16 protein-coding genes are annotated in these 18,017 nt (G+C 62.4%); all 16 read left to right on the top strand.

Annotation, left to right across the window (positions count from 1 at the left end; genetic code table 11):
• Positions 1–268 precede the first annotated feature (268 nt).
• Positions 269–3,538 (top strand): carboxyl transferase domain-containing protein, encoded by a 3,270-nt coding sequence (locus ACWHMB_RS00635; protein ID WP_377483629.1) that lies wholly within the window; start codon positions 269–271, stop codon positions 3,536–3,538.
• Between the two features lie 180 nt (positions 3,539–3,718).
• Positions 3,719–5,014, top strand: a complete 1,296-nt coding sequence (locus tag ACWHMB_RS00630; RefSeq protein WP_377483626.1) for a nucleotide sugar dehydrogenase — start codon at positions 3,719–3,721, stop codon at positions 5,012–5,014.
• Positions 5,015–5,023: 9 nt separating this feature from the next.
• Positions 5,024–5,971, top strand: coding sequence for a Gfo/Idh/MocA family oxidoreductase (locus tag ACWHMB_RS00625; RefSeq protein ID WP_377483623.1), 948 nt, complete (start codon positions 5,024–5,026; stop codon positions 5,969–5,971).
• Complete coding sequence (gene wbpD, locus ACWHMB_RS00620) at positions 5,968–6,567, top strand: UDP-2-acetamido-3-amino-2,3-dideoxy-D-glucuronate N-acetyltransferase (protein WP_293224595.1); 600 nt, start codon at positions 5,968–5,970, stop codon at positions 6,565–6,567. The genes ACWHMB_RS00625 and wbpD overlap by 4 nt, the downstream gene beginning before the upstream one ends.
• A gap of 49 nt (positions 6,568–6,616) precedes the next feature.
• Positions 6,617–6,874, top strand: a complete 258-nt coding sequence (locus tag ACWHMB_RS00615) for a FitA-like ribbon-helix-helix domain-containing protein (RefSeq protein ID WP_293224593.1) — start codon at positions 6,617–6,619, stop codon at positions 6,872–6,874.
• Positions 6,871–7,308: a type II toxin-antitoxin system VapC family toxin gene (locus ACWHMB_RS00610; protein WP_377483621.1), complete on the top strand. Its 438-nt coding sequence runs from the start codon at positions 6,871–6,873 to the stop codon at positions 7,306–7,308. Before ACWHMB_RS00615 ends, ACWHMB_RS00610 begins: the two co-directional genes overlap by 4 nt.
• A 5-nt stretch (positions 7,309–7,313) precedes the next feature.
• Positions 7,314–8,423 carry a DegT/DnrJ/EryC1/StrS family aminotransferase gene (locus ACWHMB_RS00605; protein ID WP_377483694.1) on the top strand — a complete coding sequence of 370 codons (1,110 nt, stop codon included), beginning with the start codon at positions 7,314–7,316 and terminating at the stop codon, positions 8,421–8,423.
• 179 nt (positions 8,424–8,602) lie between these two features.
• Positions 8,603–9,592 (top strand): NAD-dependent epimerase/dehydratase family protein, encoded by a 990-nt coding sequence (locus ACWHMB_RS00600; protein WP_377483619.1) that lies wholly within the window; start codon positions 8,603–8,605, stop codon positions 9,590–9,592.
• A gap of 14 nt (positions 9,593–9,606) precedes the next feature.
• On the top strand, positions 9,607–10,743 hold the full coding sequence (locus ACWHMB_RS00595) for a DegT/DnrJ/EryC1/StrS family aminotransferase (protein WP_377483617.1): 1,137 nt from the start codon (positions 9,607–9,609) through the stop codon (positions 10,741–10,743).
• 8 nt (positions 10,744–10,751) lie between these two features.
• Entirely contained in the window at positions 10,752–11,378 is a 627-nt protein-coding gene (locus tag ACWHMB_RS00590; protein WP_377483615.1) for an acyltransferase, read from the top strand.
• 19 nt (positions 11,379–11,397) lie between these two features.
• Entirely contained in the window at positions 11,398–12,735 is a 1,338-nt protein-coding gene (locus tag ACWHMB_RS00585; RefSeq protein WP_377483613.1) for a glycosyltransferase, read from the top strand.
• Positions 12,713–14,146 carry a lipopolysaccharide biosynthesis protein gene (locus ACWHMB_RS00580; RefSeq protein WP_377483610.1) on the top strand — a complete coding sequence of 478 codons (1,434 nt, stop codon included), beginning with the start codon at positions 12,713–12,715 and terminating at the stop codon, positions 14,144–14,146. Before ACWHMB_RS00585 ends, ACWHMB_RS00580 begins: the two co-directional genes overlap by 23 nt.
• A gap of 356 nt (positions 14,147–14,502) precedes the next feature.
• Positions 14,503–15,825, top strand: a complete 1,323-nt coding sequence (locus ACWHMB_RS00575) for an ATP-binding protein (RefSeq protein WP_377483608.1) — start codon at positions 14,503–14,505, stop codon at positions 15,823–15,825.
• A gap of 126 nt (positions 15,826–15,951) precedes the next feature.
• Positions 15,952–17,049, top strand: a complete 1,098-nt coding sequence (gene wecB, locus ACWHMB_RS00570) for a non-hydrolyzing UDP-N-acetylglucosamine 2-epimerase (protein WP_377483606.1) — start codon at positions 15,952–15,954, stop codon at positions 17,047–17,049.
• Positions 17,050–17,242: 193 nt separating this feature from the next.
• Positions 17,243–17,509, top strand: a complete 267-nt coding sequence (locus tag ACWHMB_RS00565) for a type II toxin-antitoxin system Phd/YefM family antitoxin (protein ID WP_377483604.1) — start codon at positions 17,243–17,245, stop codon at positions 17,507–17,509.
• Positions 17,506–17,937, top strand: a complete 432-nt coding sequence (locus ACWHMB_RS00560; protein WP_377483602.1) for a type II toxin-antitoxin system VapC family toxin — start codon at positions 17,506–17,508, stop codon at positions 17,935–17,937. The genes ACWHMB_RS00565 and ACWHMB_RS00560 overlap by 4 nt, the downstream gene beginning before the upstream one ends.
• The last annotated feature ends 80 nt before the right edge of the window (positions 17,938–18,017 follow it).

Below are 18,017 nucleotides of genomic sequence, written 5' to 3'. Positions count from 1 at the left end.
CAATCGGTTGGGATGCGCCGCCGCCCCTCACCCCTCCCTCTCCCCAGAGGGGCGAGGGCGATCGGCCTTGTGGGTTTTACCCCCTCTCCCTCTGGGAGAGGGTTGGGGTGAGGGCGGCGGCGTTGCAACACACGGAAGCGGATTCAAGTGAGCTCTTCAACCTTCAAAAAAATCCTCATCGCCAATCGCGGCGTTCTGGCCACAGGCCAGGCGAAGCAAACCGCCCTGGCGCGCGTCAGCGCGCGGGCGATGAGCCGCGAGACCCCGCATGTTTAATAAAATCCTCATCGCCAACCGCGGCGAAATCGCCCTGCGCATCGTGCGTGCCCTGCAGGAGCTGGGCATCGCCAGCGTGGCGATCTATGCCGACGACGACGCCCACGCGCCCCACGTGCAAGCCGTCGACACGGCCGTCGCCCTGGGCGCCACGGGCCCGGCGGCGTACTTGGACGGCGCGCGCCTGCTGGCCATCGCGCGCGAGCAGGGCGCCGACGCCATCCACCCCGGCTACGGGTTCCTCAGCGAGCGCGCCGACTTCGCGCGCGCCTGCGCGGCGGCCGGCGTGCGCTTCATCGGCCCCATGCCCGAGCAGCTGGCGCTGTTCGGCGACAAGGCCCAGGCGCGCGCGCTGGCGCTGCGCCTGGGGGTGCCGCTGCTGCCGGGCAGCGCGGGCGCCGTCACGCTGGATGAGGCGCAGGCCTTTCTGGCCGCGCAGGGCGGCGCGGGCGTGATGCTGAAGGCCGTCAGCGGCGGTGGCGGACGCGGCATGCGCGCGGTGCGCAACGCGGACGAGTTGGCCGCCGCCTACGAGCGCTGCCGCGGCGAGGCGCGCGCGGCCTTTGGCGTGGACGACGTGTACGTCGAGCGCCTGATGGAAGGCGCCCGCCACATCGAGGTGCAGGTGCTGGGCGATGGCGTGGACGCGATGGCGCTGGGCGAGCGTGAATGCACGCTGCAGCGGCGCTTTCAGAAACTGGTCGAAATCGCGCCCAGCCCCAGCCTGCCCCAGGCGCTGCGTGACAAGCTGACCGCCGCCGCGCTGCAGATGGCGAGCGCGCTGCGCTATGAGGGCCTGGGCACCTTCGAATTCCTGGTCGATGCCGCCTCCAGCGACCTGCCCTTCGTCTTCATGGAGGCCAACCCGCGCCTGCAGGTCGAGCACACCATCACCGAGGAGGTGTTCGGCATCGACCTGGTGCAGGCGCAGATCCGGCTGGCGGCCGGCGAGCGCCTGCGCGCCGTCGGGCTCGACCCCGCCGCGCCGCCGCTCCCGCTGGGCACTGCGATCCAGTGGCGCATCAACGCCGAGACGCTGGACGCCCAGGGCCAGGCCACGCCCGGCAGCGGCACGCTTTCGCGCTTCGATCTGCCCGCCGGCCCCGGCGTGCGCGTCGACACCCACGGCTTTGCCGGCGCCACGCCCTCGCCGCATTACGACACCCTGCTGGCCAAGCTGATCGTGCACGCGCGCGGCGGCTTTGCCGATGCACTGCGCCGCTCGCAGCGCGCGCTGGCCGAGTTCCGCATCGAGGGCCTGCCGACCAACGTGCCACTGCTGCGCGCCCTGGCCGCGCGGCCCGAGATGGCCAGCCAGCAGCTGCATACGCGCTGGCTGGAGGCGGCGCTGCCCGAGTTGCTCGATGCTTCCAAATCAATAGCTGTTTGCGCACAACCCGCGGGCGCTGCAAGCCAAAATCATTTAAAACCCGCGGCCGACGTGCCCGCCCACGCCATCGTGGCCCCCATGCCCGCGCGCCTGGTGCAGCTGAGCGTGGCCGTGGGCGACGAGGTGCCCCAGGGCGCCGAAATCGCCGTGCTCGAAGCCATGAAGATGGAGCACGTGCTGGCCGCGCCGCACGCCGGCCGCGTGTCCCGGCTGCTGGCCGTGCCCGGCGGCTATCTGGGCGAAGGCCAGCCCCTGCTGGTGCTCGACCCCATCGCGGGTGAGGTGCACCAACGCGCGGAGGATGCCACCGCGCACGACCCCGACCACATCCGCGCCGACCTGCAGCGCGTGCGGGGCCGCCAGGCCCACACGCTCGACGCGGCGCGGCCCGAGGCCATGGCCAGGCGCCACGCCCAGGGCAGCCGCAGCGCGCGCGAGAACATCGCGGACCTGTGCGACGCGGGCAGCTTCATCGAATACGGCGCGCTGGCCATTGCCGCACAAACGCGGCGGCGCAAGCTCGACGACCTGATCGCCAACACGCCGGCCGACGGCATGGTCACCGGCATCGGCGGTGTCAACGGCGCCATCTTCGGCCCCGAAAAAGCGCGCACGGTGGTGATGGCCTACGACGCCACCGTGCTGGCCGGCACCCAGGGCATGCGCAACCACGCCAAAACCGATCGCATGCTGGGCCTGGCGCTGAGCCAGCAACTGCCCCTGGTGCTGTTTGCCGAAGGCGGTGGCGGGCGACCGGGCGACACCGACACCGCCTTTGTCGCCGGCCTGCACATGCACACCTTCGCCGCCTATGCGCAGCTGTCGGGCCAGGTGCCGGTGGTCGGCATCGTGCACGGGCGCTGCTTTGCCGGCAACGCCGCGCTGGTGGGCTGCAGCGACGTCATCATCGCCACGCGCGCCAGCAACCTGGGCATGGGCGGGCCGGCCATGATCGAGGGTGGCGGCCTGGGCGTGTTCGCCCCCGAGGACATCGGCCCCAGCGCCGTGCAGCACGCGGGTGGCGTGATCGACGTGCTGGTCGACGATGAGGCGCAGGCGGTGGCCGCGGCGCGCCACTACCTGTCGTTTTTCCAGGGTCGGGTCAAGGACTGGATCGAACCCGACCAGCGCGCCCTGCGCCAGCTGGTGCCCGAAAACCGCCTGCGCGTGTACGACACCCGCCGCGCCATGGAAGGCCTGGTCGACCAGGGCAGCCTCTTGATGCTGCGCACCGGCTTCGGCATCGGCATCCACACCGCTTTTGGGCGCATCGAAGGCCGCCCGGTCGGCCTGCTGGCCAACAATCCGCTGCACCTGGGCGGCGCCATCGACGCGCCCGCCGCCGACAAGGCCGCGCGCTTCATGCAGCTGTGCGACGCGCATGGGCTGCCCATCGTCAGCCTGGTCGACACGCCCGGCTTCATGGTCGGCCCCGAGGTGGAAAGGACCGCCCAGGTGCGCCACGTCAGCCGCATGTTCGTCACCGCTGCCGCCTTGCGCGTGCCCTACTTCAGCGTGGTGCTGCGCAAGGGCTACGGCCTGGGGGCCATGGGCATGACCGCCGGCAGCTTCCACGCGCCGCTGTTCACCATCGCCTGGCCCACCGGCGAATTCGGCGGCATGGGCCTGGAAGGCTACGTGCGCCTGGGCTTTCGCAAGGAGCTGGCGGCCGCCCCCGAAGGCCCCGAGCGCGACGCCCTCTTTGCCCAGCTGCTGGCGCGCCAGTACGCGCACGGCGAGGCCATCAACATGGCCACCGCGCTGGAGATCGACGCCGTGATCGACCCCTTTGATACCCGCGCCTGGCTGGCGCGCGGGCTGGCCGGGGCGCGCGTGGCAGCGGGCGGGCGGCGGTTTGTGGATGCGTGGTAGCGCCGCTGGCTGGATCAGTTCCCGCCACGCAGTGATCGCGGCTGAAGGCTCGTTTCGTTTGCGATGATGGGGGTGGCGGCCTGCCCAATCTGGCGCGCACCACAGGCTGCGACAATTCTCCCCGCGCACCACCCGCGGATTCCATCGTTTGGACCGAATGTCGCCCAACATCCTTCACCCATGAACTTCAGCGCTTCCCGCTTGGCCGTCGTCGGCCTGGGCTACGTCGGCCTGCCGCTGGCCGTCGAATTCGGCAAGCAGCGCGCCACGCTGGGCTTCGACATCAACTCCGCCCGCGTGGCCGAACTGCAGGGCGGGCACGACCACACGCTCGAATGCAGCCCCGAGCAGCTGCGCGCCGCCCACCACCTGCGCTTCAGCCACCAGACGGCCGACTTGAAGGACTGCCAGGTCTTCATCGTCACCGTGCCTACCCCGGTGGATCAGACCAACCGGCCCAACCTCACACCCCTCATCAAGGCCAGCCAGACCGTGGGCGCCGTGCTGAAAAAGGGCGACGTGGTCATCTACGAGTCCACCGTCTACCCCGGTGCCACCGAGGAGATCTGCGTGCCCGAGCTGGAGCGTGCCAGTGGCCTCAGGTTTAACCAGGACTTCTTCTGCGGCTACAGCCCCGAGCGCATCAACCCCGGCGACAAGGTCAACACCCTGACCACCATCAAGAAGATCACCAGCGGCAGCACGCCCGAGGTGGCTGCGGCCGTCGATGCGCTTTACAGCGAGGTCATCTCCGCGGGCACCCACAAGGCCGGCTCCATCAAGGTGGCCGAGGCCGCCAAGGTCATCGAGAACACCCAGCGTGATCTGAACATCGCCCTGGTCAACGAGCTGTCGGTCATCTTCGCGCGCCTGGGCATCGACACGCTCGAGGTGCTCGATGCGGCCGGCAGCAAATGGAACTTCCTGCCCTTTCGCCCGGGCATGGTGGGCGGCCACTGCATCGGCGTCGACCCGTACTACCTGACCCACAAGGCCGAGCAGGTGGGCTACTTGCCGCAGGTCATCCTGGCTGGACGGCGCATCAACGACAACATGGCGCGCTACGTGGCGCGCAACACCATCCGCCGCATGCTGCAGAACGGCCTGGACGTCCCGCGCTGCACCATCGGTGTGCTGGGCATCACCTTCAAGGAAAACTGCCCCGACATCCGCAACAGCAAGGTGGTCGACATGGTGCGCGAATTCGAGGCTTGGGGCGCCAAGGTTACCGTGGCCGACCCGTGGGCCGATGCCGACGAGGTGGCGCGCGAGTACGACATTCGACTCGAACCGATCGACGCCGGGCATCCTGTCGATGCGCTGGTCGTCGCCGTCGGGCACCGCGAATATCGTTGTCTCGCGCCGACCGAACTGCGCCGCTACTGCCGTGGTCCAAAGCCGGTGCTGGCCGATGTCAAGAGTCTGTACGACAGGCACGAGGCCGCAGCCCAAGGTTTCAGCGTATTCCGCCTCTGAACGCGACCCATGAAAAACTTCGCCCTCATCGGCGCCGCCGGCTACATCGCCCCGCGCCACATGCGCGCCATCAAGGACACCGGCAACCGCCTGTCCGTGGCCTACGACATCAACGACTCGGTCGGCATCATCGACAGCATCTCGCCCCAAAGCGAGTTCTTTACCGAGTTCGAGCACTTCTACGAGCACGCCCACCAGCTCAAGCGCAACCCCGCCACCGCGCTCGACTACGTCGCCATCTGCTCGCCCAACTACCTGCACCACCCGCACATCGCCGCCGGCCTGCGCCTGGGGGCCGACGTCATCTGCGAAAAACCCCTGGTGCCCACGCCCGAGCTGCTGGACGAACTCGCCCTGGTTGAAAAAGAGACCGGCCGGCGCGTATACAACATCCTGCAGCTGCGCCACCACGACGCCATCCTCAAGCTGCGCGAAAAGGTTGCCGCCGCACCGGCCGACCGCAAGTTCGACGTCGAGCTGACCTACATCACCAGCCGCGGCAAGTGGTACATGGAAAGCTGGAAGGGCGACCCGCGTAAATCCTTCGGCGTGGCCACCAACATCGGCGTGCACTTCTACGACATGCTGCACTTCGTCTTCGGCCAGCTGCAGCGCAACGTGGTGCACTACAGCGGCGAATCCAAGGCCGCCGGCTACCTCGAATACGAACGCGCCCGCGTGCGCTGGTTCCTGTCCATTGACGCGAACGACTTGCCCGACGCGGTCAAGGGCAAGAAGCCCACCTTCCGCAGCATCGACATCAGCGGCGAGCAGCTGGAATTTTCCGAAGGCTTCACCGAGCTGCACACCACCAGCTACCGCGAAATCCTGGCCGGCCGCGGCTACGGCCTGGCCGACGCCCGCCACTGCATCGAGACCGTCAATGTCATCCGCACCGCTCAGCCGGTGCGCGGCGCAGCGGGCGAGGTGCATCCCTTCGTGGCGCGGCTGGCATGACGGGGCCCAACTACACCGTCCACCCTGGCGCCATCGTCGATGAGGGCGCGCAGATCGGCGACGGCAGCCGCATCTGGCACTTCGTGCATGTGTGCGGCGGCGCGCGCATCGGGCGGGGCGTGTCACTGGGGCAGAACGTCTTCGTCGGCAACCAGGTCGTCATCGGCGACCGCTGCAAGATCCAGAACAACGTCAGCGTGTACGACGGCGTCACGCTGGAAGAGGGCGTGTTCTGCGGTCCCAGCATGGTCTTCACCAACGTCCACAACCCGCGCGCCCTGATCGAGCGCAAGAGCGAATTCCGCGCCACCCTGGTGAAAAAAGGCGCCACCCTGGGCGCCAACTGCACCGTGGTCTGCGGCGTGACGATTGGCGAGCACGCCTTCATCGGCGCTGGCGCCGTCGTCAACAAGGACGTGCCCGCCTACGCCCTGATGGTCGGCGTGCCGGCCCGTCAAGTCGGCTGGATGAGCGAGTTCGGCGAGCAACTCGACCTACCCGCGCAGGGTCAAGGCGAGGCGGTGTGCCGGCACACGGGAGCGCGTTATGTTCTGCATGGTCAGATACTGCACAAAGTGGCGACCACTGCCCCATGAATCATTGACTACAATGATTGCATCGCAATCAATGCATCAAAAAGCGACCATGAGCAGCATCACCATCCGAAACCTGGACGACCAACTCAAGGCCAGCTTGCGGCTGCGCGCCGCGCGCCACGGCTTGTCCATGGAGCAGGAAGTCCGAAACATTCTGCAAAGCACCCTGGCCGCCGAGCCGGGTGCCGTCGATGGCCTGGACTTTGCCTTGCGCATCAACCGGCGCTTCAAGGGCCTGGGGGCGGACGACATTCCCTTGCAAGCCCGCCAGTCCGCGCGCCCGCTGCCCGATTTCGGCAGGCCATGAGCAGCACCGCTTACCTGCTCGACACCAACGTCCTGTCCGAGCTGATGCGTGAAAACCCCGCGCCAGCCGTGCTGCAATGGTTTGCCGGTCAGGCGGCCAGCCTGCTGCACACCAGCACCGTCACCCAAGCTGAAGTATTGACTGGCATCGCCCTGCTGCCGGCCGGCAAGCGTCGCGACACACTGGCGCAAGCCGCGCAGCAGATTTTTAAAGAAGACTTTCTCGGGCGTTGCATCACTTTCGACAGCGCCGCCGCCGAGCACTACGCCCTGCTGCGAGCGCAACGCCAGCACGCCGGCCAGCCCATCCACACCGAAGACGCCCAGATTGCGGCGATCGCGCTGGCGGCCGGAATGGCGCTGGTCACCCGCAACACCAAGGATTTCGAAGGGATCGACGGCCTGGCGCTCGTCAACCCTTGGCAACCGCACTGAACCCCGTGGACTTCATCGACCTCAAGACCCAATACCAGCGCCTGAAGGCCGACATCGACGCCGGCATCGCCCGCGTGCTGGCGCACGGCCAATACATCCTGGGCCCCGAAGTGGCCGAGCTGGAAGAAAAGCTCGCCGCCTACACCGGCGCCCGCCACTGCATCAGCGTCGCCAACGGCACGGATGCGCTGCAGATTGCGCTGATGGCGCTGGGCGTGGGGTCGGGCGACGAGGTCATCACGCCAGGCTTCACCTACATCGCCACCGCCGAAACCGTGGCCCTGCTGGGCGCCAGGCCCGTGTACGTGGACGTTGACCCGCGCACCTGCAACCTCGACCCGGCGCTGCTGGCAGCCGTCATCACCCCGCGTACCAAGGCCATCATCCCCGTCAGCCTGTACGGCCAGTGCGCCGACTACGACGCCATCAACGCCATTGCCGCCCAACACGGCATCCCGGTGATCGAAGACGCCGCGCAAAGCTTTGGCGCCACGTACAAGGGCCGAAAAAGCTGCAACCTGACCACCATCGCCTGCACCAGCTTCTTCCCCAGCAAGCCGCTGGGCTGCTATGGGGACGGCGGCGCCATCTTCACCAGCGACGACCAACTCGCCACCGTGCTGCGCCAGATCGCCCGCCACGGGCAAGACCGCCGCTATCACCACGTCCGCGTGGGCGTCAACAGCCGCCTGGACACCCTGCAGGCGGCCATCCTGCTGCCCAAGCTGGCCGTGCTGGACGAGGAAATCGCGCTACGCCAGCAAGTCGCCCAGCGCTACGCCGACCTGCTCCCTCCCCAGCGAGCGGGCGAGAGCAGGGGTGAGGGCGCATCCACCATCCAACTCCCACACATTGAACTCCACAACACCAGCGCCTGGGCGCAGTACACCCTTCAGGTTGCCAACCGCGACCAGGTGCAGGAGCGCCTGAAGGCCGCCGCCATTCCCGCCGCAGTGCACTACCCCATCCCGCTCAATCGGCAACCCGCCGTGTCTGATCCCGATGCGCGCCTACCCGTGGGCGACGTCTTGGCACAGAAGGTGCTGAGCCTGCCCATGCACCCATATTTAGGGGAGCATCAAATCGTTGCCATATTAAGTTTTGTGCATGGGTAGATCGTAACACTTGGCGCTATGCTTAAAACAGTGGCGAAATTAAAAATGTTTCTTAACAAGAAAATCTTGCAGAACAGAAATTTAAATCAAATGAATAATATTCCGTATTATTAATGCGAACGTAAATTGTGAGAGGCGAAGTGAGTTTCCAAGATATGAAAATCATATAAAAATTGAACATGATTAATAATAAGACTATTTTTATAACCGGAGGCGCTGGCTTCATCGCTAGTACTCTGATTGCCCGTCTTGTGGATCACAATCGTATTGTTGTATTCGACAACTACACACGCGACAGTCTGAAAGACACGGCCTACGCCAATCATCCAAACGTACGCCAAATTCGAGGTGACGTACTTAATTTCGACCATCTTAAAAATTCCATGATCGGTGCAGAAATTGTTGTACATGCTGCTGCGATAGCCGGCATCGAGAGTACAGTCCGAAACCCAGTAACAACAATGCGCGTCAACATGATGGGAACGGCCAATACGCTTGAAGCGGCCCACCAGATCGGCGGAGTTGAGCGCTTTTTGGAGTTCTCAACCTCCGAAGTATTCGGCTCCCACGCCTTTCGTGTACAGGAAACCACCAGCACAGTGACCGGCGCGGTTGGTGAGGCGCGCTGGACCTATGCAGTCAGTAAATTAGCCGGTGAACACCTTGCCCACGCTTACTTCAAGCAGTATGGTTTGCCAACTGTCACGGTGCGGCCGTTCAACGTCTACGGACCTGGACAGACCGGCGAGGGTGCACTTTCCATCTTCATTCGCAAAGCTTTGAAAAACGAGGACTTACTTGTCTTCGGAGACGGCACTCAGATCCGCGCTTGGTGTTTTGTGGATGACATGGTTGAGGGCGTTATACACTGCTTAGAGCATCCCAAAGCCATCGGCGAATCCTTCAATATTGGCAACGCTCGCGCCGTTGTGACCATCTACGGCTTGGCGGAGGCGGTGTTACGTGTAACGGGGAGCAAATCGAATGTGCAGTTCCGCCAAGCCTTATCTGCCGACATCGATTTACGCATTCCAAACGTCGAAAAGGCACGGGAAATGCTGGGGTTCTCGGCTGCTGTCGAACTCGAAGATGGCTTGCGACGAACCGCTAAATGGATCGCAGCTAACGAGTCTAATTTGCCTGGATTGGCGCCGATTTTCCTTAACTGAACTGGAATGTCTATATGCTTCGGCTGTCCATCCCCTCAATTGACGAGTCCGTGATCGAGGCAGTGAATGCTGTTTTGCGGTCGGGGCAACTCGTTTATGGCGTACAGGGCCAGCGTTTTGAAGCAGTGCTACAAGAATTTCTGGGCGTGCGCCACGCAATCCTCGTGTCTTCCGGCACGGCAGCTTTGCATCTCGCGCTTGTAGCACTCGGTATCGGGGCAGGGGATGCAGTGCTAATTCCAGACTTTACTTTTCCAGCGACTGGCAATGTAGTTCGCTTGGTGGGTGCAAATCCTGTCTTTGTGGACGTTAACCCTTCGACCTATTGCGTCACGCCAGAATCCGTCGCAGCTGCAATCGACGCATGGCGCGGCCCACAAAAATTGCGTGCTTTCATCCCCGTGCACGAATTTGGCCATCCGGCAGACATGGAGGCACTTCTTCCGCTTGTACGATATCACGGTTTGAAGGTAGTCGAAGATGCGGCCTGTGCCCTCGGTGCAACAGAGCGCGGAAAGGCTTGCGGCACTCACGGCGATATTGGCTGTTGGTCCCTACATCCGCGCAAGACACTGACCACCGGTGAAGGCGGCATTCTTTCGACGGACGATGATGCCTTGGCGGCTAAGCTTCGCCTCTTGCGTAACCATGGCATGGTCCGACAGCCGCAGGGAATACGCTTTGATGAGCCTGGCTACAACCTGAGACTTACCGACATTCAATCAGCAATGGGTTTGGCCCAGTTCCCGCGTCTGCCACACTGGATTAATCAGCGGCGCGTGCTTTCTGCTGACTACCGCAAGGCATTGACACCGATGGTCTCAGCAGGTCTTATGACTCTTCCGGCCAATCACCTTGGGCACAGCTGGCAAACGTTCATGATCGTGTTAAGCGGAGAAATCGATCGCGCCACATTAATAGATAAATTGGCCAAGGGAGGCGTCGAGGCCAACTTGGGAGCTCAATGCCTTTCTATGCAGCCAGCGTTCAAGGACGTTCGCCCTGTACCATTGACCACACACGCATCGCAGCTTTTCAAACACGGGCTAGCTTTACCGTTCTGTGAGAGCTATGGACCGCAACAAGTGGCGCAAGTTGCTAATTTACTGGAAACGCTACTATTAACGCCAGGCACCTGCCGACCAACCTGATAGTTCAAATGAATGACCTTGACAGATTGCTGAGAGCCTTTGCGCCGAATTTTGATTCCCTTGTTGATGAAGTTTTGGCTACAAGAATAGGAAGCCAAAGAAATGAGAATCTGCGTAGGCACATTGCGCTTAGATGGCTCTCCGAATTACTTGCTGACGATGAGCGTGCCAAACTATATGGATTACCTGCAAGTTGTCGAGTCCGTGAGCAGACAAAGATTCTCATGCCGGAAAAATTAATTTGCGGCGAGTATGTCTGGATTGGAGAGAACGCCTTTATTGATGCTTCGGGCGGGCTTGAAATCGGCGATCACACGACGATCGGTGTTGGGGTGTATGTTTGGACCCACACCAGCATATTGAGTAACATGCTTGGGGCGAATACCCCTGGTGGGAGACACGTGATTCGGCGACCCACGCGCATCGGAAGCAGATGCTACATCGTCGGCCATGCCGTCCTGAACCCGGGAATTACCATTGGAGAAGGTGCAGTGGTGCTCCCCTGCTCATGCGTCACGGCCGATGTGGAGGCCGGGGTAATCGTCGCTGGTGCACCAGCACAGCCAATTGGTCACGTGAATACCGCCTTCCTTGCTGAACTCCAAACGGAGTTGGAGGCTCAACGATCCCAGTAAACCTGAATTGAGGGGAAACGTGAGGATTTTTATTGGTCCAACTGAGGTCGCGGGCATCGGACATGGTTTGACGCGGGGCTTGCGTCATTTGGGTTTCGAGGTTGACGGCGTGTTTGAGTCACGCCATCCTTTTTCCTACGAAGCTACTCAACATACGAGCATCATCGCTCGTTGGTGGTGCGCCACCGGAGGACTTGCGCGCAACTTGCGCTCAAGCGGATCGGCATTGGCGTGGCCAGTCGCGGCTGTTCATCTATTTTTGGCGTGGCCGGTTCTTGCACTTGCCTTGATTCGGTATAAGGCATTTGTGTTTCTGTCTGGCAACACAATTACTAATACGCGTTTCGAGCTTTTCTTGATGCGCCTTTTTGGTAAGCGTTGCATAGTTCTGTTTGTTGGCTCTGATGCTCGACCACCGTATATCAACGGTGCTTGGGCTTGGTCGGATGTGAAGACGATGAAGCGGCTCACGCAAAAAATTCGTCGACGTGTTCGTCGCTTTGAAAGCGCTGGGATAATATGTGTCAATTCCCCTGGTGCGGCGCATTTTCATCGTCGACCTATCATTAATTGGTTTGCGTTCGGATTTCCTAGTGAAATTTCTGATCGTCAGGTAAAATCAGGATCAAAGCAAGGCGAACTTTCCGAAATTAAAGCTGCCTGCCTCGGTTCGAAGGTTAGGTTGCTGCACAGCCCTTCTAATCCCCAGGTAAAGGGAACTGAAAAAATAGAACAGATTATAAATTCTTTGTCGTCTCGAGGGCTCCCAATCGAATGGGTAAAGATCAGTGGGCTCAGCAATTCTCAAGTGCTGGACGAAATTAGACGCTGCGATCTGGTTGTCGATCAACTTTTTTCCGATACACCAATGGCCGGTTTGGCCATAGAGGCAGCGCAACTCGGCAAGCCGGCGTTAGTGGGAGGCTATCTCGCGCGTGCGCAAAACTTAATTTCCGGCAATTGGCGGATGCCACCCAGTCGCTTTGTTGATCCCGAAAAATTTGAAGCGGCGTTGGAGGCGTTGGTAGTCGACACTGAGGCACGTCGGTCTTTGGGCGATGCTGCTCTCAATTTTGTAGAATCTTCGTGGTCATGTGAAGCTGTGGCGGGCCGGGCGATTTCCTGCCTTAAAGGTGAAATACCGGACGAATGGTGGTTCGATCCGTCAGCCACGACTTACCTGCAAGGCTGCGGGCTTGACGAGACCGAAGGCCGACGTCGGGTGCGTGAGTTGGTTGACGCCTATGGGAAAAATGCTCTGGGCCTTGATGACAAGCCATCGCTCACGGGGGCATTTCTCGATTGGGCCGGGCGGCGTGAACCCACAGCAGCCAATGTTCAAGCAACTCGCGCGTGATGGCAGTATTTACGCTGCCGGCGCGATCGTGTCGCGCGGACTCGCATTGCTCGCGGCGCCGGTTTACACGCACTTCCTGGAGCCTGCCGGCTATGGTGCGCTGGACCTGATTTTGACGGCAGGGGTTCTGCTGACGCTGGTGGTTGCCCTAGAGGTCGGCCAAGGTCTAGCCCGAGAGTGGGCAGCCTTGCCAGACTCTAAAGCGCAGCGCAGGATGGCCGGCACCGCGGTGTGTTTCACCGCTTTGATGCATGGGGGTTTTTTGGCGGTAGCGTTACCGTTTTCTGAGTCGCTGTCAGAGGCGATATATGGTACTACGGACCGTTCAAACGTCGTGCAAGCGGGTCTAGTTTATATTGCTTGGAACGCGCTGTACCTACAGTTACAAGCCCAATTCCGTTGGTCGATGCGACCGCTGAGTTACGTCGCAATTAGCGTTATGTACGGCGTGTTGACACTAATGCTGGGATACTCCCTCGGCCGCCAGTGGGGCGTGGCCGGCGTGCTTGTAGGTCAGACGCTAGCTGCAGCTAGCGCGGTTGGGATTAGCCTCTGGGCTTTGCGCACTCAATTCGAATGGGGACTCGATCTGAAATATTTGCGCAACATGCTTGCTTACTCGATGCCGCTGGCGCCTTCGGGCTTGGCGACCTTCGGCAGTTTTCATGTGAATCGTTTCATTCTGAACGCCTATGCTGATTTAGATCAAGTGGGTTATTACGCAATGGCGTCCAAGGTGGCAGCTGTCACCGCACTGTTAACTGTTGGCATTCAGACGGCATTGACCCCCCTCGTCTACCGCTACCATGAAGCTCCCGAAACCCCGAGTCAGCTGGTTCGCCTACTTGAAGGCTTCACTACTGCAGCACTAGTGTTAAGTCTGGGGTTGACGCTGTATGCACAGGAGTTGGTCTTGTGGTTTTCGGGTCCGGCGTACCTCCCAGGTGCTGTACTGGTAGCCTGGTTGGTGCCCGCAACTTTGCTGTCGCAAATGTACGTCTTCTTTCCGGGGTTGGCTCTTGCGCGTCGCACGGTGACTCAGTTGTTGATTACCGTACTGAGTGGCTTTGTGGCGCTGTGCCTTAACTTAGTCCTAATCCCAATAAAACAAGGCCAGGGCGCCGCAATCTCAACACTGATCACGGCGGTGTTCTATCTTGGGGTTTGGATCTATGTAAGCCAGCAAAGCTATCGCCTCCCGATCCGCCTAGGACGAATCGCTCTTGCGATATTTACATATATTGCCTTGCTTGGTGTGGCATCCTTCATGAATTCATTTGAACTGGTAAGTTCGTTGGCACATCTCGCCAAGCTTGGTTTGCTAATAAGCATGGCCATCGTTTGTGGCTTGTTGAGGCTCTTCCGGATTCAGTCCGCGACCAAGCCCCCAGTAGATTACGAGCATCCCTAATACCTTAAAAAAATTCTCGCCGTTCTGGGCGTACGTCCGCAGTTCATCAAGGCCAGTTTGGTCTCGCACGCGGTGGCCAAGGCGTCTGGCCTGGTTGAGGTGCCGATGCATACCGGCCAGTATTTCGACGCCAACATGTCCGACGTCTTGCCTGCCGAGCGACCGCGTGCCCTGCGTGACCTTGCGTGATGAGACCGAATGGGTGGGGTTGGTTGACGCGCGTTGGAATCTCTTGGTACCGCCGACGGATACGAGCGGAGTCACTGTTGACATCCAGGCCGCGCTCATCCTTATAGAGAAATCACTCCGCCGATTTATCCTTATATAAAGGACAAAATAATATAAATTCATCCCGCATGGAAAGCCAGTACACCCTCCTCCTGCTGCAAAAAATCATCGACGCCCAAGCCGCGCCCCTGCCGGGCCTGACGCGCCGTGACGTCTGGCTGCCCGCCGTGCCCGGCAAGGCGCTGGCCGTGATCGGCATGCGGCGCGCGGGCAAAACCAGCTTTTTGTGGCAATTGCTGGCCGACCGCCACGCCCAGGGCACCCCGCGCGAGGGGCTGCTGTACATCAGCTTTGAAGACGAGCGTCTGGCCGGCATGCAGGCGAGCGACCTGGACGCGCTGGTGGAGGCCTATTACCGCCGGCATCCCGAGTGGCGCGACCAGCGGCACTGCACCTTCTTCCTTGACGAGATTCAGACCGTGCCCGGCTGGGAACCGTTTGCCCGCCGCCTGCTGGATACCGAGAACATCGAGCTGTTTCTGTCCGGCTCCTCGGCCAAGCTGCTCTCGCGCGAGGTGGCCACCAGCATGCGCGGGCGCGCGCTGGAGGCCACCGTCACCCCCTTCAGCTTTCGCGAAGCGCTGCGCCACGCCGGCCGCGAGCCCGGCAAACCCCCTGGCCACCTGACCAAGGGCGAACAGTCGCAGCTGGACCACGACCTGGGCGCGTATTTGCAACACGGCGGCTTTGCCGAGGCGCAAGGCCTGGACACCCGCAGCCGCAGCGAGCTGCTGCGCAGCTATGTCGACGGGGTGCTGCTGCGCGACGTGATGGAGCGCCACAACCTGAGCCAGCCCCAGGTGTTGCGCTGGCTGGTGCAGCAGCTGCTGGGCAACGCGGCGGGGGCGTTCAGCATCAACAAATTTCATGCCGACCTGCGTTCGCGCGGCGTGCCGGTGGCCAAGGACACCTTGCACCAGATGCTGGCGCACCTGGAAGATGCCTTCCTGCTGCACAGCGTGGCGCTGGCCACCGACTCCATCCGCCGCCAGCAGGTCAACCCGCGCAAGGTGTACCCGGTGGACACCGGGCTGATCGCGTTGTTCGACCGCTCTGGCAAGCCCAATACCGGCCACGCACTGGAGGTAGCGGTGCTGCACACCCTGCTGCGCAGCGGCGCGCAGGTGGGCTATGTGCTGACCCCGGCCGGTTGCGAGGTGGACTTTCATGCCGCCTTGCCCAGCGGCGAGCAATGGCTGGTGCAGGTGTGCCTGGACCTGGGCGACAGCGCCACGCTGCAACGCGAAGTGCACGCCCTGCAGGACGCCCGTCAGCAATGGCCCCAGGCCCGCTGCCTGCTGGTGGCGCAGCAGGTGCCGCCCACCGTCGCCCTGCCGCCAGGCATTGAATTGCACCGCGCCAGTCATTGGCTGCTGGAAGGAAGGCCGTGACAGAAAAATCATCCCTGTGGGCGACGTGATGTACGACGTGCCACGCACCCTGGCCCGCGCTGCACAACTGGGCCGCCCGCTCGACGTGGCCACCCCGCTGGCCACCTGCCGCAGCAGCTATAAAACATGAGAAAAATTCTCACCGTCCTGGGTGCACGTCCGCAGTTCATCAAGGCCAGTGTGGTCTCGCACGCGATTGCGCAGACGTCGGGCCTGACCGAGGTGGTGCTGCACACCGGCCAGCACTTCGACGCCAACATGTCGGCCGTGTTCTTTGAAGAACTGGGCATGAACAAGCCCGATCATTTCCTGGGCATCCACGGCGGCACGCATGGCGCGATGACGGGGCGCATGCTGGACGCGATCGAGCAGGTGCTGCTGGTGGAGCGCCCCAGCGCCGTGCTGGTTTACGGCGACACCAATTCCACGCTGGCCGGCGCGCTGGCCGCCGTCAAGCTGCATGTTCCCGTGGCACATGTCGAGGCCGGGCTGCGCAGTTTCAACATGGCCATGCCGGAGGAGGTCAACCGCATCCTCACCGACCGCATCTCGCGCTGGCTGTTCACGCCGACGCAGGCGGCGGCCGAGCACCTGCGGCGCGAAGGCGCCGCGCCACGCGGCATCGTCGAGGTGGGCGACGTGATGTATGACGTGGCTCTGCACCACGGCCGGCGCGTGCGGCACGACGGCGGGGCGATGGCCCGGTTGGGCCTGGCGCAAAAGTGCTACGTGCTGGCTACCGTCCACCGCGCGGAGAACACCGATGACCCACAGCGCCTGGCGGCCATCGTCGACGCCTTGCAGGCCACGGCCCATCAGTTGCCCGTGGTCTGGCCCTTGCACCCGCGCACCCGGGCCGTGCTGCAGCAGGCTGGTCGCCTGGAATCACTGGCGCACCACGTGCATCTGATCGAGCCGGTGGGCTACCTGGACATGGTGCAGTTGGAGAAGTACGCGGCGCTGATCGCCACCGACTCGGGCGGGGTGCAGAAGGAGGCCTTTTTTCACCAAGTGCCTTGCGTCACCCTGCGCGACGAGACCGAATGGGTGGAACTGCTGAAGTCGGGCTGGAACCGGCTGGCCCCGCCGACGGACGCGGAATCGGTGGCGGCCGCCATCGGGGCGGCCCTGGGCAGCCGGGGAGCGGCCGTGCAACCTTACGGTTCAGGCGACGCCGCGCAGCGGATCGCCCGCGGGCTGGCCGATGATCTGGCGCGGCTTTAAGCATCGCGCCCCTTCGGCCGGCTTGCCACCGTTGCGACGAAATTTCGGTCCGCACAATGCTTCCGTGCGCTTGTCATGACCAAGTAGGCACCGCTCTGCCATCCAAAATAAAAATATCGGCGTTTTCGGAAGAATGTGACTACAAATTGACGATTAATTTATAATAGAGAGCTACATTTCCTATGGGGTGAACGTGGATATCGCCATTCGTGAACTCAAATCGAATCTCTCCCGGGTTCTTGCTGCAGCGCGGGACGGCGAGACGATCGAGGTGACCTCGCATCGCAAGCCGGTGGCGCGCATTGTCGGCATCCCGCCGCAAGCCGATGAGGGCCTGCGGCGTCTGATGGCCACTGGCGCACTGACGTGGCGCGGTGGTAGGCCGAAGCTGGGGGCGCCCGTGGCGCTGTCAGCGGGTGGCGCATCCGTCAGTCAGACCGTGCTCGAGGATCGCGGGTGATCCTGTTTGCCGATACCTCGGCGCTGGTCAAGCTGTATGTCCAGGAGGCATACAGCGACGCCATGCAGGCACTGGTGGGCGAGGCGCGGATGCTTGCCGTGTCGCGCATCGCTTGGGCAGAGACCATGGCAGCATTTGCACGGCGTGTGCGCGAGCAGCCCGCCGATGCCGTCGCCATCGAGGGTTTGCGCATGCGCTTGCGCGCCGACTGGCCCGCTTATGCGGTCATCGAGGTGACGCAGCCGCTGGTGGAACTGGCAGGCGACTACGCCGACACATTTGCGCTGCGCGCGTACGACAGTGTTCAACTGGCGTCGGCGCGGATCTTGCAAGAAGGTTCTAGCGAGGTCTTTCAGTTCGCCTGTTTTGACGCGCGTCTGCAGAAGGCGGCGAAAGTGCTTGGCATGGGCACGCCGGACAACAGATGAACAAGGCCAGCATCGCGTTGCAGCGTGACGCAAGGGCAGCCATCACAAGAGGCCAACGTCCATGGCTGCTGGATCTGCAC

Source organism: Ottowia pentelensis (assembly GCF_964341695.1).
Note: the sequence above shows the minus strand (reverse complement) of the source record. Positions and strands in the feature narration are given on the sequence as shown.

Bases quoted from the DNA above. Each gene is read 5' to 3' on its own strand.
- ACWHMB_RS00635 (WP_377483629.1), top strand. From the start codon at position 269: ATGTTTAATAAAATCCTCATCGCCAACCGCGGCGAAATCGCCCTGCGC.
- ACWHMB_RS00630 (WP_377483626.1), top strand. From the start codon at position 3,719: ATGAACTTCAGCGCTTCCCGCTTGGCCGTCGTCGGCCTGGGCTACGTC.
- ACWHMB_RS00625 (WP_377483623.1), top strand. From the start codon at position 5,024: ATGAAAAACTTCGCCCTCATCGGCGCCGCCGGCTACATCGCCCCGCGC.
- wbpD (WP_293224595.1), top strand. From the start codon at position 5,968: ATGACGGGGCCCAACTACACCGTCCACCCTGGCGCCATCGTCGATGAG.
- ACWHMB_RS00615 (WP_293224593.1), top strand. From the start codon at position 6,617: ATGAGCAGCATCACCATCCGAAACCTGGACGACCAACTCAAGGCCAGC.
- ACWHMB_RS00610 (WP_377483621.1), top strand. From the start codon at position 6,871: ATGAGCAGCACCGCTTACCTGCTCGACACCAACGTCCTGTCCGAGCTG.
- ACWHMB_RS00600 (WP_377483619.1), top strand. From the start codon at position 8,603: ATGATTAATAATAAGACTATTTTTATAACCGGAGGCGCTGGCTTCATC.
- ACWHMB_RS00595 (WP_377483617.1), top strand. From the start codon at position 9,607: ATGCTTCGGCTGTCCATCCCCTCAATTGACGAGTCCGTGATCGAGGCA.
- ACWHMB_RS00590 (WP_377483615.1), top strand. From the start codon at position 10,752: ATGAATGACCTTGACAGATTGCTGAGAGCCTTTGCGCCGAATTTTGAT.
- ACWHMB_RS00580 (WP_377483610.1), top strand. From the start codon at position 12,713: ATGTTCAAGCAACTCGCGCGTGATGGCAGTATTTACGCTGCCGGCGCG.
- ACWHMB_RS00575 (WP_377483608.1), top strand. From the start codon at position 14,503: ATGGAAAGCCAGTACACCCTCCTCCTGCTGCAAAAAATCATCGACGCC.
- wecB (WP_377483606.1), top strand. From the start codon at position 15,952: ATGAGAAAAATTCTCACCGTCCTGGGTGCACGTCCGCAGTTCATCAAG.